Source organism: Enterobacter cloacae complex sp. 385G4 (assembly GCF_057320665.1).
This window is the reverse complement of the sequence record NZ_JBXWDD010000001.1, coordinates 1548745-1574391: the sequence shown is the minus strand read 5'-3', so window position 1 is coordinate 1574391 and position 25647 is coordinate 1548745. Positions and strand designations below refer to the sequence as shown.

General features: G+C 55.0%; 26 protein-coding genes. 17 read left to right on the top strand and 9 right to left on the bottom strand.

Annotated features, from left to right (window positions below; genetic code table 11):
- Positions 1-3: 3 nt before the first annotated feature.
- The gene (gene hisP, locus AC2FAJ_RS07630) at positions 4-777 is read left to right on the top strand and encodes a histidine ABC transporter ATP-binding protein HisP (RefSeq protein WP_010433274.1); all 774 of its coding nucleotides are present in this window, start codon (positions 4-6) and stop codon (positions 775-777) included.
- Positions 778-876: 99 nt separating this feature from the next.
- On the opposite strand, the gene AC2FAJ_RS07625 is transcribed toward hisP, so the two are convergent.
- From AC2FAJ_RS07625 to yfcG, 4 genes are all read right to left on the bottom strand, one after another.
- Positions 877-1386, bottom strand: coding sequence for a GNAT family N-acetyltransferase (locus AC2FAJ_RS07625; protein ID WP_041908905.1), 510 nt, complete (start codon positions 1384-1386; stop codon positions 877-879).
- Between the two features lie 44 nt (positions 1387-1430).
- Positions 1431-2324 carry a TIGR01777 family oxidoreductase gene (locus AC2FAJ_RS07620; protein ID WP_045631478.1) on the bottom strand — a complete coding sequence of 298 codons (894 nt, stop codon included), beginning with the start codon at positions 2322-2324 and terminating at the stop codon, positions 1431-1433.
- Between the two features lie 13 nt (positions 2325-2337).
- Positions 2338-2706: a dihydroneopterin triphosphate 2'-epimerase gene (gene folX / locus AC2FAJ_RS07615; RefSeq protein ID WP_028013950.1), complete on the bottom strand. Its 369-nt coding sequence runs from the start codon at positions 2704-2706 to the stop codon at positions 2338-2340.
- A gap of 75 nt (positions 2707-2781) precedes the next feature.
- Positions 2782-3411, bottom strand: coding sequence for a GSH-dependent disulfide bond oxidoreductase (gene yfcG, locus AC2FAJ_RS07610; protein WP_028013949.1), 630 nt, complete (start codon positions 3409-3411; stop codon positions 2782-2784).
- Positions 3412-3551: 140 nt separating this feature from the next.
- On the opposite strand from yfcG, the gene yfcF reads away from it, so the two are divergent.
- The 3 genes from yfcF to yfcD are packed head-to-tail and all read left to right on the top strand — an operon-like array spanning position 3552 to position 5425.
- Complete coding sequence (gene yfcF, locus AC2FAJ_RS07605) at positions 3552-4196, top strand: glutathione transferase (protein WP_041908907.1); 645 nt, start codon at positions 3552-3554, stop codon at positions 4194-4196.
- 55 nt (positions 4197-4251) lie between these two features.
- Positions 4252-4803 carry a phosphodiesterase gene (gene yfcE / locus AC2FAJ_RS07600; protein WP_309257373.1) on the top strand — a complete coding sequence of 184 codons (552 nt, stop codon included), beginning with the start codon at positions 4252-4254 and terminating at the stop codon, positions 4801-4803.
- Positions 4804-4858: 55 nt separating this feature from the next.
- Positions 4859-5425 carry an NUDIX hydrolase YfcD gene (yfcD, locus tag AC2FAJ_RS07595; RefSeq protein WP_006811396.1) on the top strand — a complete coding sequence of 189 codons (567 nt, stop codon included), beginning with the start codon at positions 4859-4861 and terminating at the stop codon, positions 5423-5425.
- Positions 5426-5428: 3 nt separating this feature from the next.
- Here yfcD and AC2FAJ_RS07590 read toward each other — a convergent pair whose 3' ends face one another.
- Positions 5429-6448 carry a LacI family DNA-binding transcriptional regulator gene (locus AC2FAJ_RS07590; RefSeq protein ID WP_041908911.1) on the bottom strand — a complete coding sequence of 340 codons (1020 nt, stop codon included), beginning with the start codon at positions 6446-6448 and terminating at the stop codon, positions 5429-5431.
- Between the two features lie 232 nt (positions 6449-6680).
- On the opposite strand from AC2FAJ_RS07590, the gene AC2FAJ_RS07585 reads away from it, so the two are divergent.
- The 5 genes from AC2FAJ_RS07585 (at position 6681) to AC2FAJ_RS07565 (ending at position 10663) form a co-directional block, all read left to right on the top strand.
- Positions 6681-7124 (top strand): PTS sugar transporter subunit IIA, encoded by a 444-nt coding sequence (locus AC2FAJ_RS07585; RefSeq protein ID WP_028013945.1) that lies wholly within the window; start codon positions 6681-6683, stop codon positions 7122-7124.
- 80 nt (positions 7125-7204) lie between these two features.
- The gene (locus AC2FAJ_RS07580; RefSeq protein WP_041908914.1) at positions 7205-7477 is read left to right on the top strand and encodes a PTS sugar transporter subunit IIB; all 273 of its coding nucleotides are present in this window, start codon (positions 7205-7207) and stop codon (positions 7475-7477) included.
- 21 nt (positions 7478-7498) lie between these two features.
- On the top strand, positions 7499-8890 hold the full coding sequence (locus tag AC2FAJ_RS07575; RefSeq protein ID WP_045631476.1) for a PTS ascorbate transporter subunit IIC: 1392 nt from the start codon (positions 7499-7501) through the stop codon (positions 8888-8890).
- Positions 8887-9717 carry a transketolase gene (locus AC2FAJ_RS07570; RefSeq protein WP_028013942.1) on the top strand — a complete coding sequence of 277 codons (831 nt, stop codon included), beginning with the start codon at positions 8887-8889 and terminating at the stop codon, positions 9715-9717. The genes AC2FAJ_RS07575 and AC2FAJ_RS07570 overlap by 4 nt, the downstream gene beginning before the upstream one ends.
- Positions 9710-10663: a transketolase family protein gene (locus tag AC2FAJ_RS07565; RefSeq protein ID WP_485453971.1), complete on the top strand. Its 954-nt coding sequence runs from the start codon at positions 9710-9712 to the stop codon at positions 10661-10663. The genes AC2FAJ_RS07570 and AC2FAJ_RS07565 overlap by 8 nt, the downstream gene beginning before the upstream one ends.
- A gap of 112 nt (positions 10664-10775) precedes the next feature.
- Here the strand turns inward: AC2FAJ_RS07565 and pta are convergent, their stop codons facing one another.
- On the bottom strand, positions 10776-12917 hold the full coding sequence (pta, locus tag AC2FAJ_RS07560; RefSeq protein ID WP_041908921.1) for a phosphate acetyltransferase: 2142 nt from the start codon (positions 12915-12917) through the stop codon (positions 10776-10778).
- 75 nt (positions 12918-12992) lie between these two features.
- Positions 12993-14195 (bottom strand): acetate kinase, encoded by a 1203-nt coding sequence (gene ackA / locus AC2FAJ_RS07555; RefSeq protein ID WP_041908924.1) that lies wholly within the window; start codon positions 14193-14195, stop codon positions 12993-12995.
- A gap of 337 nt (positions 14196-14532) precedes the next feature.
- Between ackA and yfbV the strand changes: the two genes are divergently transcribed.
- From yfbV to AC2FAJ_RS07535, 4 genes are all read left to right on the top strand, one after another.
- A complete protein-coding gene (gene yfbV / locus AC2FAJ_RS07550; protein ID WP_028013938.1) occupies positions 14533-14988 on the top strand; it encodes a terminus macrodomain insulation protein YfbV in 456 nt (151 codons plus the stop codon).
- A gap of 92 nt (positions 14989-15080) precedes the next feature.
- The gene (locus AC2FAJ_RS07545) at positions 15081-15575 is read left to right on the top strand and encodes a YfbU family protein (protein ID WP_003861461.1); all 495 of its coding nucleotides are present in this window, start codon (positions 15081-15083) and stop codon (positions 15573-15575) included.
- Between the two features lie 11 nt (positions 15576-15586).
- Positions 15587-16246 carry a sugar phosphatase gene (locus AC2FAJ_RS07540; protein WP_485453970.1) on the top strand — a complete coding sequence of 220 codons (660 nt, stop codon included), beginning with the start codon at positions 15587-15589 and terminating at the stop codon, positions 16244-16246.
- 75 nt (positions 16247-16321) lie between these two features.
- Positions 16322-18154 carry an SLC13 family permease gene (locus AC2FAJ_RS07535; RefSeq protein WP_252008246.1) on the top strand — a complete coding sequence of 611 codons (1833 nt, stop codon included), beginning with the start codon at positions 16322-16324 and terminating at the stop codon, positions 18152-18154.
- Positions 18155-18206: 52 nt separating this feature from the next.
- On the opposite strand, the gene yfbR is transcribed toward AC2FAJ_RS07535, so the two are convergent.
- Both yfbR and alaA read right to left on the bottom strand, forming a co-directional pair.
- Positions 18207-18806 carry a 5'-deoxynucleotidase gene (gene yfbR, locus AC2FAJ_RS07530; protein ID WP_028013935.1) on the bottom strand — a complete coding sequence of 200 codons (600 nt, stop codon included), beginning with the start codon at positions 18804-18806 and terminating at the stop codon, positions 18207-18209.
- A gap of 94 nt (positions 18807-18900) precedes the next feature.
- Positions 18901-20115, bottom strand: a complete 1215-nt coding sequence (gene alaA / locus AC2FAJ_RS07525; protein WP_485453969.1) for an alanine transaminase AlaA — start codon at positions 20113-20115, stop codon at positions 18901-18903.
- Positions 20116-21053: 938 nt separating this feature from the next.
- Here alaA and lrhA point away from each other — a divergent pair.
- From lrhA to nuoC, 4 genes are all read left to right on the top strand, one after another.
- Positions 21054-21992: a transcriptional regulator LrhA gene (gene lrhA / locus AC2FAJ_RS07520; RefSeq protein ID WP_028013934.1), complete on the top strand. Its 939-nt coding sequence runs from the start codon at positions 21054-21056 to the stop codon at positions 21990-21992.
- A gap of 630 nt (positions 21993-22622) precedes the next feature.
- The gene (gene nuoA, locus AC2FAJ_RS07515; RefSeq protein ID WP_014171000.1) at positions 22623-23063 is read left to right on the top strand and encodes an NADH-quinone oxidoreductase subunit NuoA; all 441 of its coding nucleotides are present in this window, start codon (positions 22623-22625) and stop codon (positions 23061-23063) included.
- 15 nt (positions 23064-23078) lie between these two features.
- The gene (gene nuoB / locus AC2FAJ_RS07510) at positions 23079-23753 is read left to right on the top strand and encodes an NADH-quinone oxidoreductase subunit NuoB (RefSeq protein WP_003861482.1); all 675 of its coding nucleotides are present in this window, start codon (positions 23079-23081) and stop codon (positions 23751-23753) included.
- A gap of 89 nt (positions 23754-23842) precedes the next feature.
- The gene (gene nuoC, locus AC2FAJ_RS07505; RefSeq protein WP_028013933.1) at positions 23843-25645 is read left to right on the top strand and encodes an NADH-quinone oxidoreductase subunit C/D; all 1803 of its coding nucleotides are present in this window, start codon (positions 23843-23845) and stop codon (positions 25643-25645) included.
- Positions 25646-25647: the final 2 nt, after the last annotated feature.

Here is a 25647-nt window from a genome sequence, read left to right as displayed (position 1 = left end):
ATGATGGCTGAGAACAAATTAAACGTTATTGATTTGCACAAACGCTACGGCGAACATGAAGTGCTGAAAGGGGTGTCGCTGCAGGCTAACGCAGGCGACGTGATCAGTATCATCGGTTCATCCGGTTCGGGTAAAAGTACCTTCCTGCGCTGCATTAACTTCCTCGAAAAGCCGAGCGAAGGCTCGATTGTGGTGAGCGGGCAGAACATCAACCTGGTGCGTGACAAAGACGGCCAGCTGAAGGTGGCGGATAAGCATCAACTGCGCCTGCTGCGTACTCGCCTGACAATGGTGTTCCAGCATTTCAACCTCTGGAGCCACATGACGGTGCTGGAGAACGTGATGGAAGCGCCGGTTCAGGTGCTCGGTCTAAGCAAGCAGGAAGCCCGGGAACGCGCGGTGAAATACCTGGCGAAAGTGGGTATCGACGAGCGCCAGCAGATGAAGTATCCGGTACACCTTTCCGGCGGCCAGCAGCAGCGTGTCTCCATCGCCCGCGCGCTGGCGATGGAGCCGGAAGTGCTGCTGTTCGACGAACCGACCTCCGCGCTGGACCCGGAACTCGTCGGCGAAGTGCTGCGCATCATGCAGAAGCTGGCCGAAGAGGGCAAAACGATGGTGGTGGTGACGCACGAGATGGGCTTCGCCCGTAACGTCTCGAACCACGTGATTTTCCTGCATCAGGGGAAAATTGAAGAGCAGGGGCACCCTGACGAGGTGCTGGCAAACCCGCAGAGCCCGCGTTTGCAGCAGTTCCTTAAAGGATCTCTGAAATAAAGAGGGCATCAGCCCGCAGTGCAGCCCAATCGCCCGGTGACGCTTCGCTTACCGGGCCTACACAACCCCAGGCCGGGCAAACGCAGTGCCGCCCGGCATTCAGGCCGCACCACACTCCAGGCGATACACCCAGTCGTCATACCGCACACCGTCAATCTCATACGCCTTTTCAAGCACCTGCGTGCGCACAAACCCGGCTTTCTCAAGCACCCGCACAGACCCGCCGTTGTCCGCCAGCACGTACGCGTTAATCGCCTTCACGGCGGTCTGGTTAAACGCGTAGTCACATACCGCGCGCAGCGCCTCGCTGGCGATGCCTTTTCCCTGCGCGGCAGGCACAACCGTGTAGCCGATGTCCGCCTCTTCACGATTCTCAGGGCTGATTTGCAGGCCGATATCGCCGAGTGGCGTATCTTCATTCAGAAAGCGGATCACGAAGACATGCTCCGCCATCAGGCGTGCGGCAAACACGCGTCGGGTCTCTTTCTCAGGCGCAATCGCGGCCATATAGCGCATAATGTCGCGGTTTTCGCGCAGCGAGCGGAAGAACGCCCAGTCAGAGAGTTCGAAAGGGGTGAGATGAAGCCGGGGAGTGGTGATGGTTGCCATTGTTACGCCATTTCATCGGAACATGGCGTATCACTGTAACATATTCAGCGTACCACATCCCCCAGCGCCTCTTCTAAGTCATACCAGCGAAACGCAAACCCCGCCGCTTCCAGCCGTTTTGGCAGCGCGCGCTGACCGCCCAGCACCAGCACGGACGCTTCGCCCATCAACAGGCGAATCGCCGTCGCAGGCACGCGTAATATCGCCGGGCGATGCAGGGCATGCCCCAGCGCGTGGGCAAACTGTTCATTTCGCACCGGATACGGCGCAACCATGTTAAATGGCCCGCGCAGTTCGTTATCCAGCAGCCATATAATGCCGTTCACCATATCGTCGATATGGATCCAGGCCAGGTACTGTCGCCCGTTGCCGATCGGCCCGCCGAGCCCCAGCCTGAAGGGCGGAAGCATTTTACCCAGAATGCCGCCTTTCGGCGCAAGCACCACGCCGGTACGCAGCAGGCAGACGCGGGTAATATCGCTTTGCGCCGCGCAGGCGATGCGCTCCCACTGGGCGCAGAGTTTATGGGTGAACTCGTTGTGGGGCGGCTCTTCCTCGGTCACCACCACTTCGCCGAGATCGCCGTAATAGCCCGTTGCAGAGCCTGAAATCAGCACCGACGGCGGGGTCTGGCTGTTGCGAATCAGCTCAACCAGTTTCTCAGTGATGTTCCAGCGGCTGCTGCACAACCGCTGTTTCTGCTCTTCGGTCCAGCGCTTATCGGCGATGGGTTCACCCGCAAGGTTGATGACGGCGTCGAAGCCGTCCAGATTCTGCCGATCGGCCAGCCCTTTCCAGATATCGACCCCCGCGCCCAGCACCTGGCGCGCTTTCTCCGGGCTGCGGGTCACTACGGTAATGTCGTGATGCAGCGCCTGCAAACGCGCAATGAGATGGCGCCCAATCAGGCCTGTACCGCCGGTCAGCAGAATCTTCATACAACCTCCAGGTTTACGCCTGGCGTCGCCAGCTTAACGTCATGGAGACGGAGTCGGCATAGCGCAGGGCGTGAAGTTTATCGATCTCTACTTCAGCATAAGTGACCCAGTGATGATCGCGTGCGATATCGAGCACATCCTGGGTTAATTTCTCCAGCAGCGAGAAGCGGTTGTTTTCCACGTACTGGATGATGTTTTTAGTGATCGTGCGATAGTTCAGCGCGTCATTGATGTCTTCGCTGGCCCGCGCTTTGTCTGCCGGGTAGTGAATCACCACATTAATGACAATATCCTGACGGTTGGCAATCTCTTCCTCTTTGATACCAATGAACGTGCGCAAGCGTAAATTTTTTATACGAATAATAGCGTCTGGCTGTGACATTGCAGGTCTTCTCCGTGTCAGTATTTCCCGCCCATAATACATGAGAGCCTCTCAGCCACCCAGCCTCATAGGTGATTAAACCTGCTGGATTTTTTGCATTGCGCGTTCGGTGGCCGGGCGGGTCCGGATACGCTCAAACCAGTTGTTCACCGCCGGGTAAGACGCTAAGTCAATCCGGTGTTTATCATGCGTATTTACCCACGGCCAGCAGGCGATATCGGCAATGCTGTAATGGTCGCCCCCGAGCCACGGCGTTTTCTCCAGCCGCTGGTTCAGAACGCCGTAAAGACGCTGGGTTTCAACCTGATATCGCTCAATGGCGTAGGGAATGGTCTGCGGCGCGAAGGCGGTGAAGTGGTGGTTCTGCCCCAGCATCGGCCCAAAGCCGCTTGACTGCCAGAAAAGCCACTGCAGAGTGTGGTGACGCTCGCGCAGTTCACCGCTCAGCAGCTTGCCGGTTTTCTCTGCCAGATAAAGCAAAATTTCACCGGATTCAAACAGGCTTAACGGCCTGCCTCCGTCCGCCGGCTGGCTATCAATAATGGCCGGAATTTTATTGTTGGGCGAGATAGCCAAAAACACAGGGTTGAACTGTTCGCCTTTGCTGATATCCACGCGGATGATTCTGTAATCCAGTTCGGCTTCTTCGAGAAAGAGGGTGATCTTGTGGCCATTTGGGGTAGGGGCGTAATAAAGGTCAATCATTCTCAACTCCTGTCCATGCGAATAGTGGTGCCATGACAAATGAGTATAGGTGCTTGTTGTAAATCGTGAGTTTTCATCAAGTGACAGCGAAGCAAAGAGATTATATGTTGAGTAAAAACCGATCAGCCGATGAGGATGTTATGAACCAGCCCGTAATTACGTTGTGGTCCGATGCAAATTTCTTTTCTCCCTATGTTATGAGCGTTTACGTCGCGCTGGCCGAAAAGGGGCTCTCTTTTACGCTGAAGACCGTCGATCTCGACGGTGGTGAACACCTCAAACCCCAGTGGCAGGGTTACGACCTGACGCGACGCGTGCCGGTGCTGGAACTGGATGGTTTTGCACTGAGCGAATCCTCGGCGATCGATGAATATCTGGAAGATCGTTTTGCGCCGCCGGAGTGGGAGCGCATCTATCCTCACGATCTGCAAAAGCGCGCCCGCGCCCGGCAGATCCAGGCGTGGCTGCGTAGCGACCTGGTGCCGATTCGCGTCGAGCGCTCCACGGATGTCGTGTTTGCCGGTGTGAAAAAGCCAGCGCTCAGCGCAGAAGGCGTCGATAGCGCGCAAAAGCTGATTGAAACTGCAACCTCGCTGCTCGCTCACGGCAACCCGAACCTGTTCGGTGAATGGTGTATTGCCGATACCGATCTGGCGCTGATGCTGAACCGTTTGATCCTCAACGGCGATGAGATCCCTCAACTGCTGGTGGACTATGCGGCGTTCCAGTGGCAGCGAGCCTCCGTACAGCGCTATGTGGCACTCTCCGCTAAGCGCGCGGGCTGATAAGCCCTGACGCTTCAGGTATGATAAGGGGAGTTTTTTTACCAGGGAGTGACGGATGAAACTGATGTTTGCGTCAGATATCCATGGATCGCTGCCCGCGACCGAGCGAGTGCTTTCTCTGTTTTCGCAAAGCGGGGCCCAATGGCTGGTGATTCTGGGGGATGTGTTAAATCATGGTCCGCGTAATGCGCTGCCGGAAGGCTATGCCCCGGCGCAGGTGGCGGAAAAGCTTAACCCGTTTGCCTCGCGCATTATCGCCGTTCGCGGTAATTGCGACAGCGAAGTCGACCAGATGCTGCTGCATTTTCCCCTTACCGCGCCATGGCAACAGGTTCTGCTGGAAAACAGCCGCCTGTTTCTTACCCACGGACACCTTTTCGGCCCGGATAATCTCCCGGCGCTCGCGGCTGGCGATGTCCTGGTTTACGGCCATACTCATATTCCGGTGGCTGAAAAACGCGGTGAGATTTATCACTTTAATGCGGGGTCGGTCAGCATCCCGAAAGGCGGATATCCTGCGAGCTATGGCCTGCTGGATGGAAATACCCTGAGCGTTATCGCACTTAATGATCAGCAAGTTATTGCGCAGGTAGCGATTAATCCGTAAGTTACACCACAACTGCAAACGCGCCGAAAGAGCGCTTAGACGAGAAGGTTTCCCGATGGTGGAGCAGAATCATTTGGCAAGTACTGAATGGGTTGACATTGTCAGCGAAGAAAATGAAGTGATCGCGCAGGCGAGCCGCGAACAAATGCGTGCAGAGCGCCTGCGTCACCGTGCAACGTACATCGTTGTGCATGACGGCATGGGCAAGATTCTGGTCCAGCGCCGCACGGACACCAAAGATTTTCTTCCGGGCATGCTTGATGCCACCGCAGGCGGCGTCGTGCAGGCCGATGAAGTGCTGCTGGATTCCGCACGTCGTGAAGCGGAAGAAGAGTTAGGTATCGCCGGGGTGCCGTTTGCCGAGCACGGGCAGTTCTATTTCGAAGACGAACATTGCCGCGTCTGGGGTGGACTGTTTAGCTGCGTTTCCCATGGGCCTTTCGCCCTGCAGGAAGAGGAAGTGAGCGAAGTCTGCTGGATGACGCCGGAAGAGATTACCGCCCGCTGCGACGAGTTCACGCCGGATTCGTTAAAAGCGCTGGCGCTGTGGATGACCCGCAACGCCAAAAACGAATCCGCTAAGCCGGAAAACAAAGCGGAAAAAGAGGAAGAGGCTGAGTAAGCCTTAACAGCTTTCCCGCAGGCACAGGCTGGACGCGATGGGTTTTTGGTCGCGCCAGTCTCCGTCATTCAGACGTTCCAGTAGCGCTTTACCTGCCTCAATCCCAATCTTTCGATGCGGTACCGCCATCGTCGTCAGCGGCGGCTGGCAGACGCGGCTCACGTCGCTATCGCCAAAGCCCACGACAGCCAGATCGTCCGGCACTTTAATGCGTCGACGCTGACACTCATACAGCGCGCCGCAGGCCAGCTCGTCTGATACGCACACCAGCGCATCCAGCTCCGGCCACGCCAGCAAGAACTCTGGCAGCTGTGCCGCGCCGGTCGAGAAGCTCGGCGGCATCGCCGCGTTAATCACCCGGTTCGGCGACAGATGATGGCGCAGCATCGCCTTGTACCAGCCCTGCAAATGCTGCTGGAAAATCCACTGCTCCTGGTTGGCGCACAGCAGGCCGATATTCTGGTAGCCGCGCCTGATCACCATTTCCGTCAGCTCGTACATGGCCGCCACGTTATCGATCCCGATATTCATATCGATCGGATCGGCGCGCATCGCACCCATCTCCATTACCGGAATCGAGGCGTTTTTCAGCCAGTGGCGAACGGTGTCGGTGTGCTCGACGCTGAGCAAAATCGCGGCGGCGATATTTGACGCCAGCAGGGTCTCAAGCAGCTTCTCTTCCTGCTCAAGCCGATGCTGGGACTCTGCCAGCATAATCTGGTATCCGGCGGGCTGCAGCACCTGCTGTAGGCCCGCAAACATTTCAGAGCAACCGGCTTCGGAAAGATTGGGAACAACCATCGCAATCGTCCATGAGGACGCGGATGCCAGTGCGCTGGCGGCGAGATTGGGCATATAGCCCAGCTCCTGCACCGCAGCTTCAATTTTTTCACGCAGTTTATCGGAAACCTGTTCGGGCGTGCGAAGCGCACGGGAGACGGTCATCGTGCCGACTCCGGCAAGCTGCGCGACATCAGCGAGCGTGACTTTTCCGGTACTGCGCCGTTTTCGGGTTAAAGACATACACCTTCCTGCTGACCAGACGCGTTCTTTTTTCCTTCATTTCAGGTGACAGGCAGTATACGCCTTAAATCCCTTTTTTTGCTGTGATTTCACACCATGATTACATTTTGATAGCGCTATCACATTTCTGCATGTTGGTAATTGGTAGCGCTATCTTTGTGATCGCGATCGCAGTCAATGATTGAGGGGTTGAATAAAGTTTGCCCATCTTTAGCGTTTGGCGGGAGGGAAAATGCTCAAAAAGTGGATATATGATACAACCATCACGCTGCAGGATAGCGTGGAAAGCTGGCCACAGGCGCTGGAGATATGCGCGAAACCGCTGCTGGATCTGCAGGTGATTGCACCGGAATACGTGACGGCAATCATTCAGCAGCACCATACGTTAGGACCCTATTATGTGCTGGCACCAGGGCTAGCCATGCCGCATGCGCGGCCGGAGGAAGGCGCCAAAGGATTGGGTTTGTCATTACTAAAACTAAAACAGGGCGTCTCTTTTGGTGCCGGAGAGTTTGACCCTGTCGATCTGATTATTATGCTCGCGGCACCGGATAAACATAGCCATATCGAAATGATATCCGCGCTCGCTGAATTATTTTCCAGCGACGAAGATATGGAGAAATTACATCAGGCGAATACCCTGGAGGATATTAAAGCCATTATTGACCGCTTCTGATTTAATTTTTTAATCCGATTATTCACAACATTACGCGCCAGCGTGATGGGGCGTGCTCTACTCAAAATAAGGGGACAACAATGAAAATCATGGCTATTTGCGGTTCTGGCCTGGGCAGCAGTTTTATGGTCGAAATGAACATTAAAAAAGTGCTTAAAAAGCTGGACATTGAGGCCGAGGTTGAACACTCCGATCTCTCCTCCGCCACGCCGGGCGCGGCGGACCTGTTCGTGATGGCGAAAGACATCGCGGCCAGCGCCAGCGTGCCGGAAAGCCAGCTGGTGGTGATCAACAACATCATTGATATCAACGAACTCGAAGCGCAGCTGCGCGCCTGGTTCGACAGACAATAACCCTGATAAGGCGAGGTGGATATGTTTATCCTTGAAACGCTGAATTTCGTTGTCGATATTTTAAAAGTCCCTTCGGTGCTGGTGGGTTTAATTGCGTTAATTGGTCTGGTCGCGCAGAAAAAAGCGTTTTCTGATGTCGTAAAAGGCACAATTAAAACGATTCTCGGCTTTATTGTACTGGGCGGTGGCGCCACGGTGCTGGTGGGGTCGTTAAACCCGTTAGGCGGCATGTTTGAGCACGCTTTTAATATCCAGGGCATTATTCCAAACAATGAAGCGATTGTGTCGATCGCGCTGGAAAAATACGGTGCCTCGACCGCGCTGATCATGGCCTTCGGCATGGTGGCGAACATTGTCGTCGCGCGCTTTACCCGCCTGAAGTACATCTTCCTGACCGGGCACCACACCTTCTACATGGCGTGCATGATCGGCGTGATCCTGACGGTCGCAGGCTTCGAGGGAGTAGGGCTGGTCTTTACCGGTTCACTGATCCTCGGCCTGATTATGGCCTTCTTCCCGGCGATTGCGCAGCGCTATATGAAGCGTATTACCGGCAACGATGAGATCGCCTTCGGTCATTTCGGTACGCTGGGCTACGTGCTGTCCGGCTGGATTGGCAGCAGGGTCGGCAAAGGCTCGCGCTCCACCGAAGAGATGAACCTGCCGAAAAACCTCAGCTTCCTGCGCGACAGTTCGATCTCCATCTCCCTGACCATGATGATTATCTACCTGATCATGGCGGTAAGCGCCGGGCGTGAGTATGTGGAGTCCACCTTCAGCGGCGGGCAAAACTACCTGGTCTACGCCATCATCATGGCGATCACCTTCGCGGCGGGCGTGTTCATCATCCTGCAGGGCGTGCGCCTGATTCTGGCGGAAATCGTCCCGGCCTTTACCGGCTTCTCGGAAAAACTGGTGCCGAACGCGCGTCCGGCGCTGGACTGCCCGGTGGTCTACCCGTATGCGCCAAACGCGGTGCTGATTGGCTTCCTGTTCAGCTTCCTCGGGGGAATTGTGGGGTTGTTGATCTGCGGTCAGTTTAGCTGGGTGCTGATCCTGCCGGGCGTAGTGCCGCACTTCTTCACCGGCGCAACGGCAGGCGTGTTCGGTAACGCCACCGGTGGACGCCGCGGGGCAATGATAGGCGCCTTTGCTAACGGCCTGCTGATTACCTTCCTCCCGGTCTTGCTGCTGCCGGTACTGGGTGCGATTGGTTTTGCTAACACCACCTTCTCGGACGCCGACTTCGGCGCGGTCGGGATTGTGCTGGGCAACCTGGCGCGCTTCCTGTCACCGCTTGCCATCACCGGGCTGGTTGTGGCGCTGTTCGCGCTGCTGGTGGCCTACAACATCTTCGCGAAAAACAAACCTGCGGGTAGTAACGCGCAGGAAAATACCGGAGCCAAATCATGAATGAGAACGAGATAACCGAACTGGCGCGTCAGATCCGTCTTGAAACCCTCAAATCCCTGACGCAGCTGGGCTTTGGGCACTACGGCGGCAGCATGTCGGTGGTGGAAACCCTGGCGGTGCTGTACGGCGCAGTGATGAAGATCGACCCGGCGGATCCGGACTGGCCTGAGCGCGATTACTTTGTGCTGTCGAAAGGTCATGCAGGCCCGGCGCTCTACAGCACCCTGGCGATTAAGGGCTACTTCCCGGTTGAAGAACTGAGCACGCTGAACCAGAACGGAACGCGTCTGCCCAGCCACCCGGACCGCCTGAAAACGCGCGGCGTGGATGCCACCACCGGCTCGCTGGGGCAGGGGATCTCCATTGCGGGCGGTATGGCACTCTCGCACAGGCTGGCCGGGCGACCGAATCGGGTCTTCTGCATCGTTGGCGACGGCGAGCTGAACGAAGGCCAGTGCTGGGAAGCGTTCCAGTTTATCGCTCACCATCGTCTGAACAACCTGACCGTGTTCGTGGACTGGAACAAACAGCAGCTCGACGGCGAACTGGACGAAATCATCTGTGCCTTCGACCTGGAGGGCAAATTCCGCGCCTTTGGCTTTGACGTGGTGACGGTCAAAGGGGACGACATTCCGGCACTGCTGAAGGTGACTTCAAGGGTACCGGAGGCCGATGCGCGTCCGCGGGTGGTGATCCTCGACAGCATCAAAGGGCAGGGGGTGCCGTACCTGGAACAGCTCAGCAACTCGCACCACCTGCGATTGACCGCGGAGAGCAAAGCGGCCCTCAATGAGACCATTCGCCAACTGGAGGCTTCACATGATTAAGGTTGCACCGGCAGGACAGAAAGACGCCGTTGAGATGCGCAAGGTCTACGCGGGCTTTGTGGCAAAGCAGATTGAGGCCGGCAGCGAAATTATCGCCCTGGAAGCGGACCTGATGAGCTCAATGGCGATGGACGGCGTAGCGCGCGATTATCCGCAGCACGTGATTAACTGCGGCATTATGGAGGCCAACGTCATCGGCACTGCGGCGGGGCTGGCGCTCACCGGCCGTAAGCCGTTCGTGCACACCTTCACCGCGTTTGCCAGCCGCCGCTGCTTCGACCAGCTGTTTATGTCCCTGGACTACCAGCGCAACAACGTGAAGGTGATTGCCTCGGATGCGGGCGTGACGGCCTGCCACAACGGCGGGACGCACATGTCCTTCGAGGATATGGGCATCGTGCGCGGTCTGGCGCATTCGGTGGTGCTGGAAGTCACCGATGCGGTGATGTTCGAGGATGTGCTGCGCCAGCTTATCGAGCTCGAAGGCTTCTACTGGGTGCGCACCATCCGCAAGCAGGCGCCGAGCGTCTATGCGCCGGGCTCAACCTTCACCATTGGCAAAGGCAACGTGTTGCGCGAGGGAAGCGATATCACGCTGATTGCCATCGGTATCATGGTGGCGGAAGCGCTGGAGGCGGCGCGCCAGCTTGAACAGGAAGGGGTAAGCGCAGCGGTCATCGACATGTTTACCCTGAAGCCCATCGATCGGATGCTGGTGAAAAACTATGCCGAGAAAACCGGGCGCATCGTCACCTGCGAAAACCACAGTATTCACAACGGTCTCGGGTCAGCGGTGGCGGAAGTGCTGGTGGAGACCTGCCCGGTGCCGATGCGTCGCGTGGGCGTGAAGGAGCGTTACGGCCAGGTGGGCACACAGGACTTCCTGCAAAAAGAGTATGGCCTGACGGCGCGTGACATTGTGTCGGCGGCGCGCGAGCTGCTGTAATAAAAAAAGGCGACCAATTAAGTGGTCGCCTTTCTTGCCGGATGGCGCTTCGCTTATCCGGGCTACAACACCGTAGGCCCGGTAAGCGCTAGCGCCACCGGGCTTTTTAACATTACTGCTGCTGCGAAGACTGAATCGCCGTCAGCGCGATGGTGTAGACGATATCGTCAACCAGCGCACCACGGGACAGGTCGTTCACAGGCTTGCGCATGCCCTGCAGCATTGGCCCGATGGAGATCAGGTCGGCAGAACGCTGTACCGCTTTGTAGGTGGTGTTACCGGTGTTCAGATCCGGGAAGATGAACACGGTAGCGCGACCGGCAACCGGCGAGTTCGGCGCTTTGGATTTCGCCACGTCAGCCATGACCGCGGCGTCGTACTGCAGCGGGCCGTCGATCATCAGATCGGGACGTTTTTCCTGCGCAATACGGGTCGCTTCACGGACTTTCTCTACGTCGCTACCTGCACCAGAGGTGCCGGTGGAGTAGGAGAGCATCGCTACGCGTGGTTCAATACCGAAGGCAGTCGCGGAGTCCGCAGACTGGATAGCGATTTCTGCCAGCTGTTCTGCGGTAGGATCCGGGTTGATCGCGCAGTCGCCGTAAACGTAAACCTGTTCAGGCAGCAGCATGAAGAACACGGAGGAGACCAGAGAGCTGCCCGGTGCGGTTTTGATCAGCTGCAACGGTGGACGGATGGTGTTCGCGGTGGTGTGAACCGCACCGGAAACCAGACCGTCAACTTCGTCCTGCTCCAGCATCAGCGTGCCCAGCACGACGTTGTCTTCCAGCTGCTCGCGCGCAACGGCTTCGGTCATGCCCTTGTTCTTACGCAGCTCAACCAGACGGGCAACGTAGCTTTCGCGCACCACTTCCGGGTCAACGATTTCGATGCCTGTGCCCAGCTCAACGCCCTGAGACGCCGCAACGCGGTTGATCTCATCCGGGTTACCCAGCAGCACACAGGTCGCGATGCCGCGCTCTGCACAGATAGCCGCCGCTTTAACGGTACGTGGTTCGTCGCCTTCTGGCAGAACCACGCGTTTGCCCGCTTTACGCGCCAGCTCGGTCAGCTGGTAGCGGAAGGCTGGAGGAGACAGACGGCGGCTGCGCTCGGAGGTCGCGGTCAGGGATTCAATCCAGTCTGCGTCGATGTAGCCCGCAACGTATTCCTGAACTTTCTCGATACGCTCGTGGTCATCAACCGGCACTTCCAGGTTGAAGCTTTGCAGGCTCAGAGAGGTCTGCCAGGTGTTGGTGTTCACCATAAAGACTGGCAGGCCTGTCGCGAACGCACGTTCGCACAGCTTGCTGATGCGCGCGTCCATTTCGTAGCCGCCGGTCAGCAGAATTGCACCGATTTCCACGCCGTTCATCGCCGCCAGACAGGCAGCAACCAGCACGTCCGGACGGTCTGCGGAGGTCACCAGCAGGGAACCTGCGCGGAAGTGTTCCAGCATGTGCGGAATGCTGCGCGCGCAGAAGGTCACGGACTTCACGCGGCGGGTGTTGATATCGCCTTCGTTAACGATGGTCGCGTTCAGGTGACGCGCCATATCGATTGCACGGGTGGCAATCAGATCGAAGCTCCATGGCACTGCGCCGAGTACAGGCAGCGGGCTGGATTCCTGCAGCTTTGCCGGATCAACCTTGATGACTTTCGCTTTGGAAGAGTCGTCGAAGATTTCGGACAGGTCAGGACGCGTACGGCCCTGTTCATCAACCGGTGCGTTCAGTTTGTTAACGATCACGCCAGTGATGCTGGTGTTTTTCGCGCCGCCGAAGCTGCTGCGCGTCAGTTCGATACGCTCTTTCAGCTGCTCTGGGGTATCAGTACCCTGAGACATCACGAAAACAATCTCTGCATTCAGGGTTTTCGCGATTTCAAAGTTCAGGGACTGGGCAAACTGGTGTTTGCGGGTCGGGACCAGGCCTTCAACCAGCACCACTTCCGCGTCCTGCGCGTTAGCGTGGTAGTTGGCGATGATCTCTTCCATCAGCACGTCTTTCTGGTTGCTGGAGAGCAGAGACTCAACGTGGCTCATCTTCAGCGGTTCAGCCGCAGGAAGATTGGAATTCTTACGCACGATGGTGGTGGTCTGGTCTGGCGCATCGCCACCGGCACGAGGCTGGGCAATAGGCTTAAAGACGCTCAGACGAACGCCTTTGCGTTCCATAGCGCGGATCACGCCGAGGCTGACGCTGGTCAGGCCGACGCTGGTTCCGGTAGGGATCAGCATAATAGTACGGGACACGGTTTATCCTCTTTCGTTACCGCCGCGTTGGGCGGGTTACAAAACAGCACCGCCAGCATTGCTGGCGGTGTGGAATCAGGCAGTCAGGCGGCACGCGTCTTGCGCGATGACCAGCTCTTCGTTAGTTGGGATAACGATAGCCGGGCGGGTGCCTTCTTTGTTGATGAAGCCAGACTTGCCGAAGCGGGCAGCCAGGTTACGCTCGTGATCGACTTCGAAGCCCAGAACGCCCAGTTTGCCCAGGGACAGTTCACGTACCATTGCCGCGTTCTCACCGATGCCACCGGTGAAGATAACCGCGTCCAGACGACCATCCATCAGCGCGGTGTAAGAACCGATGTACTTCGCCAGACGGTGGCAGTAAACGTCCATTGCACGCTTCGCGTCTTCTTTGCTGTCGTAGTTGTCTTCAACGTAACGGCAGTCGCTGGTGACTTCGGTCAGACCCAGCAGGCCAGACTCTTTGGTCAGCATTTTGTTGATGTCGTCAACGCTCATGCCCAGAGTGTCGTGCAGGTGGAAGATGATCGCCGGGTCGATATCACCGGAACGGGTACCCATCACAAGACCTTCCAGCGGGGTCAGACCCATAGAGGTATCAACACATTTACCGTTGCGGATAGCAGAAACAGAACCACCGTTGCCCAGGTGGCAGGTGATGATGTTGACTTCTTCAACTGGCTTGTTCAGGACTTTTGCGGCTTCCTGAGTCACATAGAAGTGGCTGGTGCCGTGCGCGCCGTAGCGACGTACGCCGTGCTCTTTGTACAGGCTGTACGGCAGGGCATAGAGGTAAGACTCTTCCGGCATGGTCTGATGGAACGCGGTGTCAAACACGGCCACGTTTTTGTCTTTCAGATTCGGGAAGGACTTCAGCGCTTCAGCGATACCGATCAGGTGCGCCGGGTTATGCAGCGGAGCAAAAGAGGCAGAGTCTTTGATGCCCTGGATAACAGAGTCGTCGATGACAACGGAGCTGGTGTATTTTTCGCCGCCGTGGACGATACGGTGACCAATCGCAGTCAGCTGAGCAGACAGTTCTGGTTTTTGTGCCAGAATAGTGTTAACGATAAAGTTCAGCGCTTCACTGTGAGCGGCGCCTGCACCTAAAGCCGCTTCTTGTTTGCTGCCGTCCATCTTCCACTTGATACGTGCTTCAGGCAGATGGAAACATTCGGCCAAACCAGAGAGGTACTCGTCACCGTTGAGCGCATCGATGATGGCGAATTTCAGTGAAGAGCTACCGCAGTTCAGAACCAGTACTAACTTACTCGACATGGAAGTACCTATAATTGATACGTGGCTAAAAAAACGTCAATGAGCCTAAAAGCGTAACGCAAGCTGACCCAGACGTTTATGATTAACATCATGCCAAACGAACATTCTGGCAGGATGGAAGAAATACCTATGATTTTAAGCCATTTTGAACATTTTTCAGACAATGGCATAATATGCGATAATTTGACGAGTTAACGCTTCTCGTCTACGGCCCTATCAGGCTGGCACAGAATACCCGATACGGGGTAGCGATGACAAAATATTTTGAACGTTGTCATAGCCTGTTGTGGTTTTGCACAAAAATTTTAATTTTTATATGTGAAGTTGAGGTACAGCCATGTCGACACCCGAAATCCCGTCCGTGAGCTTTTTCAGTCTGTTTCGTCGGGGACAGCATTACGCAAAGACGTGGCCAATGGAAAAGCGCCTTGCGCCAATGTTTATTGAGAATCGCACGATCCGCGCCACGCGCTATGCGATTCGCTTTATGCCTCCGGTCGCTATCTTTACTCTGTGCTGGCAAATCGCCCTCGGTGGACAGCTTGGTCCTGCCGTCGCAACGGCGCTCTTCGCGTTAAGTCTGCCGATGCAGGGGCTGTGGTGGTTAGGCAAACGCTCCATTACGCCGCTTCCGCCTTCAATTTTACACTGGTTTTATGAAGTGCGTGGAAAACTGGAGGAGGCCGGGCAGGCGCTGGCCCCGGTTGAAGGCAAGCCGGATTACCAGGCGCTGGCGGACACGTTAAAGCGTGCTTTTAAGCAGCTGGATAAAACATTCCTCGATGACTTGTGATTGATCATCGAAACGACTAACAAAAGAAGGCACAGTAACACACCGTTACCGTGTCTTTTTTTTACAGTGCAATGCGCTACAGGAGTCGAAAGATGGAAATGACCCATGCTCAACGTCTGATTTTGTCTAACCAGTACAAGATGATGACTATGCTTGATCCCGATAACGCTGCGCGCTACAGCCGCCTGCAAACCATCGTCGAACGCGGTTTTGGTTTGCAAATGCGCGAACTGGACCGCGAGTTTGGCGAGCTGAAAGAAGAAACCTGCCGCATCGTGATCGACATTATGGAGATGTATCACGCTCTGCACGTCTCCTGGACGAATCTCAAAGACCAGCAGACCATTGACGAACGTCGCGTGACCTTTTTAGGCTTTGATGCCGCGACGGAAGCGCGCTACCTGAGCTATGTTCGCTTTATGGTGAACACCGAAGGGCGCTACACCCATTTTGATGCGGGAACGCACGGCTTCAACGCCCAAACCCCCATGTGGGATAAATATCAACGTATGCTGAGCGCATGGCACGCCTGCCCGCGTCAGTACCATTTAAGCAGCAACGAAATTCAACAAATCATTAATGCCTGACGGAGGTGCGTGTGCAGTGTAAAGGTTTTCTGTTTGATCTGGACGGTACGCTGGTGGATTCGCTGCCGGTGGTGGAACGCTCGTGGTGCCACTGGGCCGACCGGCACGGCATCGACCATCAGGACGTGCTGAATTTTATCCATGGCAAACAGGCCATTACCTCATTGCGGCACTTTTTAGCGGGGCGTTCTGAGGAAGAGATCCAGGTGGAGTTCAAATACCTGGAGCAGATTGAGGCCACCGACACCGAGGGCATTACCGCGCTGCCCGGGGCGCGCGAACTGCTTGAGCATCTGAATGAAGCGCAGATCCCGTGGGCTATCGTCACCTCCGGCTCTGTTCCGGTCGCGCATGCCCGCCATAAGGCGGCCGGTTTACCGAAGCCAGAGGTGTTCATTACGGCTGAGCGCGTTAAACGCGGCAAGCCGGAGCCGGATGCGTTTCTGCTTGGTGCAGAAATGCTGGGCTTCGCGCCTGCAGAGTGTGTGGTGGTGGAAGATGCGGCCGCTGGCGTGCTGGCCGGGCTGAACGCCGGGAGCCACGTCATTGCCGTTAACGTTCCGGCGGGATCTCCACGCCTGGACGAGGCGGACTTTGTGATTCATTCCCTGACGGCGCTGGCGGTGTCAAAAGCGCCCGACGGAGTTGTAACCGTCTCGCTAAAAATGTAATCCCATGATATAGCCCCACGCTGCTGGGGCTTTTTTATGGCAAAATTTCTCATCTTCCACTGACAAGGATAGGTTGTGAACGGTGAACTGATCTGGGTTCTGAGCCTGCTTTTAATCGCCATTATTCTCTTCGCCACAGGCAAGGTGCGCATGGATGCCGTCGCCCTGTTTGTCATCGTCGCGTTTGTGCTGAGCGGCACGCTCACGCTACCGGAAGCCTTCTCCGGGTTCAGCGACCCCAACGTTATCCTTATAGCTGCCCTGTTTATCATCGGCGACGGCCTTGTTCGCACCGGCGTGGCGACCATCATGGGCGCGTGGCTGGTTAAGGTGGCCGGCAGCAGTGAAACCAAAATGCTGATCTACCTGATGCTGACGGTCGCCGGACTGGGGGCGTTTATGAGCTCAACGGGCGTGGTCGCTATTTTTATCCCGGTGGTGCTGAGCGTTTCAATGCGGATGCAGAGCTCGCCGTCGCGCCTGATGATGCCCCTGAGCTTTGCCGGTTTGATCAGCGGAATGATGACGCTGGTGGCCACGCCGCCGAACCTGGTTGTCAACAGCGAGCTGATTCGTGAAGGGTTTCAGGGCTTCAGCTTTTTCAGCGTCACCCCGCTTGGGCTGGTGATTCTGGCGATGGGCGTGGTCTACATGCTGCTGACCCGTTTTGCCCTCAAAGGCGACAAACAGGATAAGAATAAAGAGGGGTGGAAGCGACGTACCTTCCGCGATCTGATCAAAGAGTACCGTCTCACCGGGCGGGCGCGCCGTCTGGCCATTCGCCCCGGCTCGCCGATGGTCGGCCAGCGGCTCGACGACCTTAAGCTGCGCGAGCGTTATGGCGCGAACGTGATCGGGGTTGAGCGCTGGCGTCGTTTTCGTCGGGTGATCGTTAACGTGAACGGGGTATCAGAGTTCCGCGCGCGTGATGTCCTGCTGATTGATATGTCAACGGCGGACGTGGATCTGCGAGAGTTCTGTAGCGAGCAGCTGCTGGAGCCGATGGTGCTACGCGGCGAGTATTTCTCCGACCAGGCGCTGGATGTGGGGATGGCCGAAGTGTCGCTGATACCGGAATCGGAACTGCTGGGTAAAACCGTGCGTGAAATGGAGTTCCGTACCCGCTATGGCCTGAATGTAGTGGGGCTGAAGCGTGATGGCGTGGCGATGGAAGGGGCCGTCGTCGATGAGCCGATCCTGCTGGGAGATATCTTCCTCGTGGTCGGCAACTGGAAGCTGATAAGCCAGCTCGGGCAAAAAGGGCGTGATTTTGTGGTGCTCAACATGCCGGTCGAGGAGAGCGATGCCTCCCCGGCGCACAGCCAGGCGCCCCATGCGATTTTCTGTCTGGTGCTGATGGTGGCGCTGATGCTGACCGATGAAATCCCTAATCCGGTCGCGGCCATTATCGCCTGCCTGCTGATGGGGAAATTCCGCTGCATTGACGCCGAAAGCGCGTATAAAGCCATTCACTGGCCGAGCATTATTCTTATCGTCGGGATGATGCCCTTTGCCCTGGCATTGCAAAAAACCGGCGGGGTGGATCTGATCGTAAAAGGCTTGATGGACGTGGGCGGCGGGTATGGACCGTACATGATGATGGTCTGTCTGTTTGTCATGTGCGCCACGATAGGGTTATTTATCTCGAATACCGCGACGGCGGTGCTGATGGCGCCCATTGCGCTGGCGATGGCGAAATCTATGGGCGTGTCGCCGTACCCGTTTGCGATGATGGTCGCGATGGCGGCATCCGCGGCGTTTATGACGCCGGTTTCATCGCCGGTGAACACGCTGGTGCTGGGGCCGGGGAATTATAAGTTCAGCGATTTCGTGAAGCTGGGCGTGCCGTTCACCGTGCTGGTGATGGTGGTGTGCGTGGTGTTAATTCCGGTGTTATTCCCGTTTTAGCGTGAGCGCAGAAACGTAGGCCGGGTAAGGCGAAGCCGCCACCCGGCTAAAATTACAACGGTGAATCCTGGCTAATCTCGTCCAGCGATAGATGGAAGCTCGGCACAAATACCTGCATGAAGTAGTCCATCTCTTCGCTGCGGCGGGATTCCAGCGTTTTTTCCAGACGCGTTTTCGCCAGTAAAAACTCATTATTGCCCGCAGACAGCTCTTCCAGACACTTCAGATAGGCGCACAGCGCGTCGGCTTGCTTGACCAGCGACTTTTCATCTTCCGTATACTGATGCTCGTCGATGAGCGGTTCAAAGATATCGCGCAGCTCTTCGGGCACCATCTCGATAAGCTTTTGCTGGGCAATCTTCTCGATAGCCTTATATTCCTGAGCAATCTGAGAATTGAAATATTTCACTGGGGTAGGCAGGTCGCCGGTCAGCACCTCTGATGCGTCGTGGTACATCGCCAGCAAAGCGATGCGCTCGGCATTCACCTGCCCGTTAAATTTGCGATTCTTAATGGCAGCCAGCGCATGAGCGACCATAGCAACCTGCAGGCTATGCTCAGACACGTTCTCTGTACGCACGTTGCGCATCAGCGGCCAGCGGTTGATCAGTTTCAGGCGGGAGAGGTGGGCAAAGAAATGGCTCTGACTCATAGGTTACCTTTTGTCTTCACTGCGACAGGACTTCATTGTGCGGGGAGGGGAGGGAAGATGCAAATCAGGCTACCGAAGTAGCCTGATTTTAAGATTACTGATGGTATCCAGAGAGGAATCGCCCGAAGCGGCTGATGGCCATTTCGAGATCGTCTTCACGCGGCAGGGTCACGATACGCACGTGGTCCGGCCACGGCCAGTTAAACGCCGTCCCCTGAACCAGCAGCACTTTTTCCTGCAACAGGAAATCGAGCACCATTTTCTGATCGTCGTGGATATTGAAGCGCTTCGCGTCAATTTTCGGGAACATATACAGCGCCCCGTTCGGCTTCACGCAGGAGACGCCCGGGATATCGTTGATCAGTTCCCATGCGCGGTTACGCTGTTCGTACAGGCGACCGCCAGGGACGATAAACTCGCTGATGCTCTGGTAGCCGCCCAGCGCCGTCTGGATCGCGTGCTGCGCAGGCACGTTGGCGCAAAGACGCATCGACGCCAGCATCTCAAGCCCTTCAATATAGCCTTTTGCGTGCTTTTTCGGGCCGTTCAGCACCATCCAGCCCTGACGGAAACCGGCCACGCGGTAGGTTTTAGACAGTCCGTTAAAGGTGACGGTCAGCAGGTCGGGTGCCAGCGCGGCGATAGAGAGGTGCTGCGCCGCGTCGTACAGGATCTTGTCGTAGATTTCGTCAGCGAAGATGATCAGGTTGTGCTGGCGGGCGATCTCCACGATCTCCATCAGCAGCTCTTTTGAATAGACCGCGCCCGTCGGGTTGTTCGGGTTGATGATCACAATCCCACGCGTGCGAGGCGTGATTTTCGCGCGAATGTCATCCAGATCCGGGAACCAGTCAGAGGATTCGTCGCAAAGATAATGTACCGCTTTACCGCTGGAGAGCGATACGGCAGCGGTCCACAGCGGATAGTCCGGCGCGGGAACCAGCATTTCGTCACCGCTGTTCAGCAGCGCCTGCATGGCCTGAACGATAAGTTCGGAGACGCCGTTGCCGATATAGATATCTTCGACGGTAACGTCACGCATACCGCGCGCCTGGTAGTGCTGCATAATGGCTTTACGGGCGGAGTAAAGTCCCTTTGAGTCACAATAGCCTTGTGCCGTAGGCAGGTTGCGGATCACATCAACCAGAATTTCATCCGGCGCTTCAAAACCAAATGGCGCGGGGTTGCCGATGTTGAGCTTCAGAACCTTGTTGCCTTCTTCTTCAAGGCGTTTTGCCTCTTTCAGAACCGGGCCACGGATGTCATAACAGACGTTATCTAGCTTGCTGGATTTTTCGATAGGGGACATGAACCTTTAACCTTTTCGCTATTATTGCCACTCCCTGCCGTGGAAGTCAGCACGGAATAATGTACTCCCCCCACGCTTCGTTTTGAAGGGTGTGCAGAAGAAGATTTTGTGCTCATAGCGAAATTGTAATGAATCTTTTTAACTATTGACTGACGCTTTCACTGCCTTAACGTCATGTGCAAACCATAAATAAAGGTTGATTGTGCTACTGATTCATGTGAATTATGTATATTGTTCTGATGGAAAATAAAAAACGCGCAGACAACAAGCAGAAGTTACGCTGGGTGACATTTCGTAAAACCTGAGTGTTGAAGGGACCTTGCAGTAATAGCCCGGAGCGGCTAAAAGTTAATCATGTGAAATTAATGTTAAGTGTTATTAATGAATGACCATAATCTAAATTAAAATTTATTTATTATTAACCAACAAAATGCAACTTTAGTTAATTCTAATAAAATTAGTTTAGAAGCTTAACAAACCTCTTTAATCCCGAATATTGCAATAAGACTTATAAATAAAGTGGATTTGGGTTAAGATGTCTATACGGAAAGCAGTAGAAAGATGCAGTGGTTTTGCATTTTTGAAACTGATTTTTCGATTTAATTGATTGTTATTGTTGGAGTTATCTCTGGCTGGAATGTGTCAAACATCTCCTGCTACGTTGACAGCGCTGCGAAAAAGATGGCAGAAAAAGTGTTACGCCTTTAATGTAATTTACATAACCCTGCGAACATCTAAATATCCTGAACGTTTAAGAGAATAAAAATAACGTCATGAAACGTGCTTTCTGACTGTTGATATAAAGCAGCACAATAACTATCTGTCAGGCAGTCTGCCGGGCCGGGATGCGAGGGAAAACCTTCAGAAGGAATTGCTTAACTGTTACACACAGCTTCAACCCGGGCAGCTCCGCACGAGCAACCTGAAAGTGAATAGATATGATAAATGCAAATCGTCCGATAATGAATCTCGACCTCGATCTGCTGAGAACGTTTGTTGCGGTCGCCGATCTCAACACTTTTGCAGCAGCTGCTGCCGCCGTCTGCCGAACTCAGTCCGCCGTTAGCCAGCAAATGCAGCGGCTGGAGCAACTGGTTGGGAAAGAGCTTTTTGCCCGTCACGGGCGTAATAAGCTCTTAACGGAACACGGTATTCAGCTACTGGGTTATGCCAGGAAAATTCTTCGCTTTAATGATGAAGCATGTATGTCATTAATGTTTAGCAACCTTCAGGGGGTGTTAACCTTAGGGGCATCTGATGAGTCAGCGGATACAATATTGCCGTTTCTTCTCAACCGAATTAGCTCGGTTTATCCGAAGCTTGCGCTGGATGTGAGCGTAAAGCGTAATGCCTTTATGGTTGAGATGTTAAATGAGAACAAGGTCGACCTGGTGGTCACGACGCATCGTCCCGGACAGTTTGATTGTCTGACCTTGCGCACATCGCCAACGCACTGGTATTGCGCAGCGGAATACGTGTTGCAAAAAGGGGAACCCGTACCGCTGGTTTTACTGGACGATCCGAGTCCTTTCCGGGATATGGTGCTTACGGCGTTAAATGAAGCCAACATTCCGTGGCGTCTGGCCTATGTAGCGTCCACGCTGCCCGCAGTGCGTGCTGCCGTGAAAGCGGGTCTTGGCGTAACGGCCCGTCCGGTAGAGATGATGAGCCCCGATCTGCGCGTTCTCGGTAAATCTGATGGTCTCCCAGCACTGCCGGATACCGAGTATCTGCTTTGCCATAACGCGTCCAGTCATAACGAGCTGGCGAAGGTGGTGTTTGAGGCGATGGAAAATTACCATAACCCATGGCAGTTCGAGCATGTTACCTCCGAAGGGGGGGATGATTCCCTGATCGTTGAAGGTGACTTTGAGTGATCAAAAGCTCAAAATTCTGGTAACAAATTGTAAGTGTAAAAAAAAGCCACTCGTGCCGTTTTCGCACGCAGTGGCTTTTTTTTGCCATTATTATCCTCTTTCGTTACAGGGTTTTCATAAATAAAACATACATATCAAGGGAATAAATGCTTCTGCTTAAATCTTGTTCACTTTCCGTTCTAACTTCATCCATAACCCCTTGATGTTAAAAAAGCAGCAAATATGTTGCCGGTTTTTTGGGTGAATTAACAAAAGCGTGTCTCAGATCAAGAAAATACTCCTATTTGGGGGGAGGAATCGTTGGCAAATCCTGTCAAAATAGGAGGGTTATTTTTTTTACTTCCAAAACGGACACGATTCAACAACATGCATTTGACGAAAAGTCAGGTAACCACCAGGGTTAAAGGGCACCAAATGTTAATGAGAATCGCTCGATGTAATTTAATGTGAAGAAACCTTTGTTAAAGTTGACAATAGGTTATAGAAAGGAGTAAAAAACCCCATCATTTTGCTGTCTACGTCTCATTTCAGACAGTTAGTGTAAGGTTATTTGTTCCTCCCCATGAATCGATGTGATGCCCATCTGCCAGCAAGAGCAGTGTCGTCGGTATCACTTTTGATGAGTAAGCAATGAGTATGTCAACATCCACAGAAGTCATCGCTCATCACTGGGCATTCGCAATCTTTCTTATTGTAGCCATTGGCCTGTGCTGCCTGATGTTAGTCGGCGGCTGGTTCCTGGGCGGTCGCGCCCGTGCAAGGCACAAAAACACACCTTTCGAATCAGGTATTGATTCAGTAGGTTCCGCTCGCTTACGCCTGTCTGCCAAGTTCTATCTGGTAGCGATGTTCTTCGTCATCTTTGACGTGGAAGCGCTCTACCTGTTCGCATGGTCGACTTCCATTCGCGAAAGTGGTTGGGTGGGCTTTGTCGAGGCCGCAATTTTCATTTTAGTGCTACTGGCCGGTCTGGTTTATCTGGTGCGTATTGGCGCGCTTGACTGGACGCCTGCGCGTTCACGTCGTGAACACATCAACCCGGAAAACAGTATCTCTAATCGTCAGCAGTAACAGCGAGGCAATAAGATGGATTATACGCTCACCCGCATAGATCCTAACGGTGAGAATGACCGTTACCCCCTGCAAAAACAGGAGATCGTAACCGACCCCCTGGAGCAAGAAGTCAACAAAAGCGTGTACATGGGCAAACTCGAACATGCCATGCACGATATGGTCAACTGGGGTCGTAAGAACTCCATCTGGCCATACAACTTTGGCCTTTCTTGCTGCTACGTTGAAATGGTGACGTCATTCACTGCGGTGCATGACGTTGCGCGTTTTGGGGCCGAGGTACTGCGTGCTTCCCCGCGTCAGGCTGACCTGATGGTGGTGGCCGGTACCTGCTTTACCAAAATGGCACCTGTTATTCAGCGTCTGTATGACCAGATGCTGGAGCCAAAATGGGTTATTTCCATGGGCGCATGTGCAAACTCCGGCGGTATGTACGACATTTATTCCGTTGTACAGGGCGTTGATAAGTTCATTCCAGTGGATGTTTACATCCCGGGCTGCCCGCCGCGCCCAGAAGCCTATATGCAGGCGCTGATGCTGCTGCAGGAGTCTATCGGTAAAGAACGTCGCCCACTCTCATGGGTTGTTGGCGATCAGGGTGTCTATCGCGCGAACATGCAGTCCGAGCGCGAGCGTAAACGCGGTGAACGTATTGCCGTCACCAACCTGCGTACGCCTGACGAAATTTAATTTGCGCCTGTAGGCCTGGAGAAAACCTTCGCATATCACTACTCAAATAGCGCGAAGCCAGGCTTAACAGTCACCACGGACCATTTGCAATGGTGAACAATATGACCGACTTAACCGCGCAAGAAGCCGCCTGGCAGACCCGGGATCATCTTGATGACCCCGTTATTGGCGAACTGCGCAACCGTTTTGGGCCGGATGCCTTTACCGTTCAGGCGACCCGCACCGGGGTACCCGTTGTTTGGGTGAAGCGTGAACAATTGCTGGAAGTTGTCGATTTCCTCAAGAAATTGCCAAAACCTTACGTCATGCTGTTTGACTTACACGGCATGGACGAACGTCTGAGAACGCACCGCCAGGGTCTCCCTGCTGCGGATTTTTCCGTTTTCTACCACCTGATCTCAATAGACCGCAACACGGATATCATGCTCAAGGTGGCATTGTCTGAAAACGACATGCATCTGCCGACGATCACCAAACTTTTCCCGAACGCTAACTGGTATGAGCGTGAAACCTGGGAAATGTTCGGCATGACCTTCGACGGCCACCCGCACCTGACGCGCATCATGATGCCGCAGACCTGGACCGGCCACCCGTTGCGTAAAGACTACCCGGCACGTGCGACCGAATTCGATCCGTTTGAGCTGACCAAAGCCAAGCAGGATCTGGAGATGGAAGCGCTGACCTTCAAGCCGGAAGACTGGGGCATGAAGCGCGGTACTGAAAACGAGGACTTCATGTTCCTCAACCTCGGTCCGAACCACCCGTCTGCGCACGGTGCATTCCGTATTATTCTTCAGCTTGATGGCGAAGAGATTGTCGACTGCGTCCCTGACATCGGCTACCACCACCGCGGTGCTGAGAAGATGGGCGAGCGTCAGTCCTGGCACAGCTACATTCCGTATACCGACCGTATCGAGTACCTCGGCGGCTGCGTAAACGAAATGCCATACGTGCTGGCCGTTGAGAAACTGGCAGGCATCACCGTACCGGATCGCGTTAACGTGATTCGCGTTATGCTGTCTGAACTGTTCCGCATCAACAGCCACCTGCTGTACATCTCCACGTTCATTCAGGACGTCGGCGCGATGACCCCGGTCTTCTTCGCCTTTACCGACCGTCAGAAAATCTACGATTTGGTGGAAGCGATTACCGGCTTCCGTATGCACCCGGCCTGGTTCCGTATTGGCGGTGTGGCGCACGATCTGCCGCGCGGCTGGGACCGCCTGCTGCGTGAATTCCTCGACTGGATGCCGAAACGTCTGGCCTCCTACGAGAAAGCCGCGCTGCGCAACACCATCCTGAAAGGCCGTTCCCAGGGCGTTGCTGCCTACGGCGCGAAAGAAGCGCTGGAGTGGGGTACCACAGGTGCAGGTCTGCGTGCGACCGGTATTGATTTCGACGTGCGTAAAGCCCGTCCTTACTCTGGCTACGAGAACTTCGACTTTGAAGTGCCGGTTGGCGGCGGCGTTTCCGACTGCTACACCCGCGTGATGCTGAAAGTGGAAGAGCTGCGCCAGAGTCTGCGCATCCTTGAGCAGTGCCTCAACAACATGCCGGAAGGCCCGTTCAAGGCGGATCACCCGCTGACCACGCCGCCGCCGAAAGAGCGCACGCTGCAGCATATCGAAACCCTGATCACCCACTTCCTGCAGGTTTCCTGGGGCCCGGTCATGCCGGCGCAAGAATCCTTCCAGATGATTGAAGCGACCAAGGGTATTAACAGTTACTACCTGACAAGTGACGGCAGCACCATGAGCTACCGTACCCGCGTGCGTACGCCGAGCTTTGCGCACCTGCAACAGATCCCGTCCGCCATCCGCGGCAGTCTGGTCTCTGACCTGATTGTGTATCTGGGTAGTATCGATTTTGTTATGTCAGATGTGGACCGCTAATT

What these genes read in the sequence shown, in the direction of transcription:
- folX (WP_028013950.1), bottom strand. Translation starts at nt 2,706, where the DNA reads ATGTCACAGCCAGACGCTATTATTCGTATAAAAAATTTACGCTTGCGC.
- AC2FAJ_RS07580 (WP_041908914.1), top strand. Translation starts at nt 7,205, where the DNA reads ATGAAAATCATGGCTATTTGCGGTTCTGGCCTGGGCAGCAGTTTTATG.
- yfbV (WP_028013938.1), top strand. Translation starts at nt 14,533, where the DNA reads ATGTCGACACCCGAAATCCCGTCCGTGAGCTTTTTCAGTCTGTTTCGT.
- hisP (WP_010433274.1), top strand. Translation starts at nt 4, where the DNA reads ATGGCTGAGAACAAATTAAACGTTATTGATTTGCACAAACGCTACGGC.
- AC2FAJ_RS07575 (WP_045631476.1), top strand. Translation starts at nt 7,499, where the DNA reads ATGTTTATCCTTGAAACGCTGAATTTCGTTGTCGATATTTTAAAAGTC.
- AC2FAJ_RS07545 (WP_003861461.1), top strand. Translation starts at nt 15,081, where the DNA reads ATGGAAATGACCCATGCTCAACGTCTGATTTTGTCTAACCAGTACAAG.
- AC2FAJ_RS07585 (WP_028013945.1), top strand. Translation starts at nt 6,681, where the DNA reads ATGCTCAAAAAGTGGATATATGATACAACCATCACGCTGCAGGATAGC.
- yfcE (WP_309257373.1), top strand. Translation starts at nt 4,252, where the DNA reads ATGAAACTGATGTTTGCGTCAGATATCCATGGATCGCTGCCCGCGACC.
- AC2FAJ_RS07565 (WP_485453971.1), top strand. Translation starts at nt 9,710, where the DNA reads ATGATTAAGGTTGCACCGGCAGGACAGAAAGACGCCGTTGAGATGCGC.
- alaA (WP_485453969.1), bottom strand. Translation starts at nt 20,115, where the DNA reads ATGTCCCCTATCGAAAAATCCAGCAAGCTAGATAACGTCTGTTATGAC.
- AC2FAJ_RS07570 (WP_028013942.1), top strand. Translation starts at nt 8,887, where the DNA reads ATGAATGAGAACGAGATAACCGAACTGGCGCGTCAGATCCGTCTTGAA.
- yfcD (WP_006811396.1), top strand. Translation starts at nt 4,859, where the DNA reads ATGGTGGAGCAGAATCATTTGGCAAGTACTGAATGGGTTGACATTGTC.
- AC2FAJ_RS07625 (WP_041908905.1), bottom strand. Translation starts at nt 1,386, where the DNA reads ATGGCAACCATCACCACTCCCCGGCTTCATCTCACCCCTTTCGAACTC.
- nuoA (WP_014171000.1), top strand. Translation starts at nt 22,623, where the DNA reads ATGAGTATGTCAACATCCACAGAAGTCATCGCTCATCACTGGGCATTC.
- AC2FAJ_RS07620 (WP_045631478.1), bottom strand. Translation starts at nt 2,324, where the DNA reads ATGAAGATTCTGCTGACCGGCGGTACAGGCCTGATTGGGCGCCATCTC.
- nuoB (WP_003861482.1), top strand. Translation starts at nt 23,079, where the DNA reads ATGGATTATACGCTCACCCGCATAGATCCTAACGGTGAGAATGACCGT.
- AC2FAJ_RS07590 (WP_041908911.1), bottom strand. Translation starts at nt 6,448, where the DNA reads ATGTCTTTAACCCGAAAACGGCGCAGTACCGGAAAAGTCACGCTCGCT.
- yfcG (WP_028013949.1), bottom strand. Translation starts at nt 3,411, where the DNA reads ATGATTGACCTTTATTACGCCCCTACCCCAAATGGCCACAAGATCACC.
- yfbR (WP_028013935.1), bottom strand. Translation starts at nt 18,806, where the DNA reads ATGAGTCAGAGCCATTTCTTTGCCCACCTCTCCCGCCTGAAACTGATC.
- lrhA (WP_028013934.1), top strand. Translation starts at nt 21,054, where the DNA reads ATGATAAATGCAAATCGTCCGATAATGAATCTCGACCTCGATCTGCTG.
- nuoC (WP_028013933.1), top strand. Translation starts at nt 23,843, where the DNA reads ATGGTGAACAATATGACCGACTTAACCGCGCAAGAAGCCGCCTGGCAG.
- ackA (WP_041908924.1), bottom strand. Translation starts at nt 14,195, where the DNA reads ATGTCGAGTAAGTTAGTACTGGTTCTGAACTGCGGTAGCTCTTCACTG.
- yfcF (WP_041908907.1), top strand. Translation starts at nt 3,552, where the DNA reads ATGAACCAGCCCGTAATTACGTTGTGGTCCGATGCAAATTTCTTTTCT.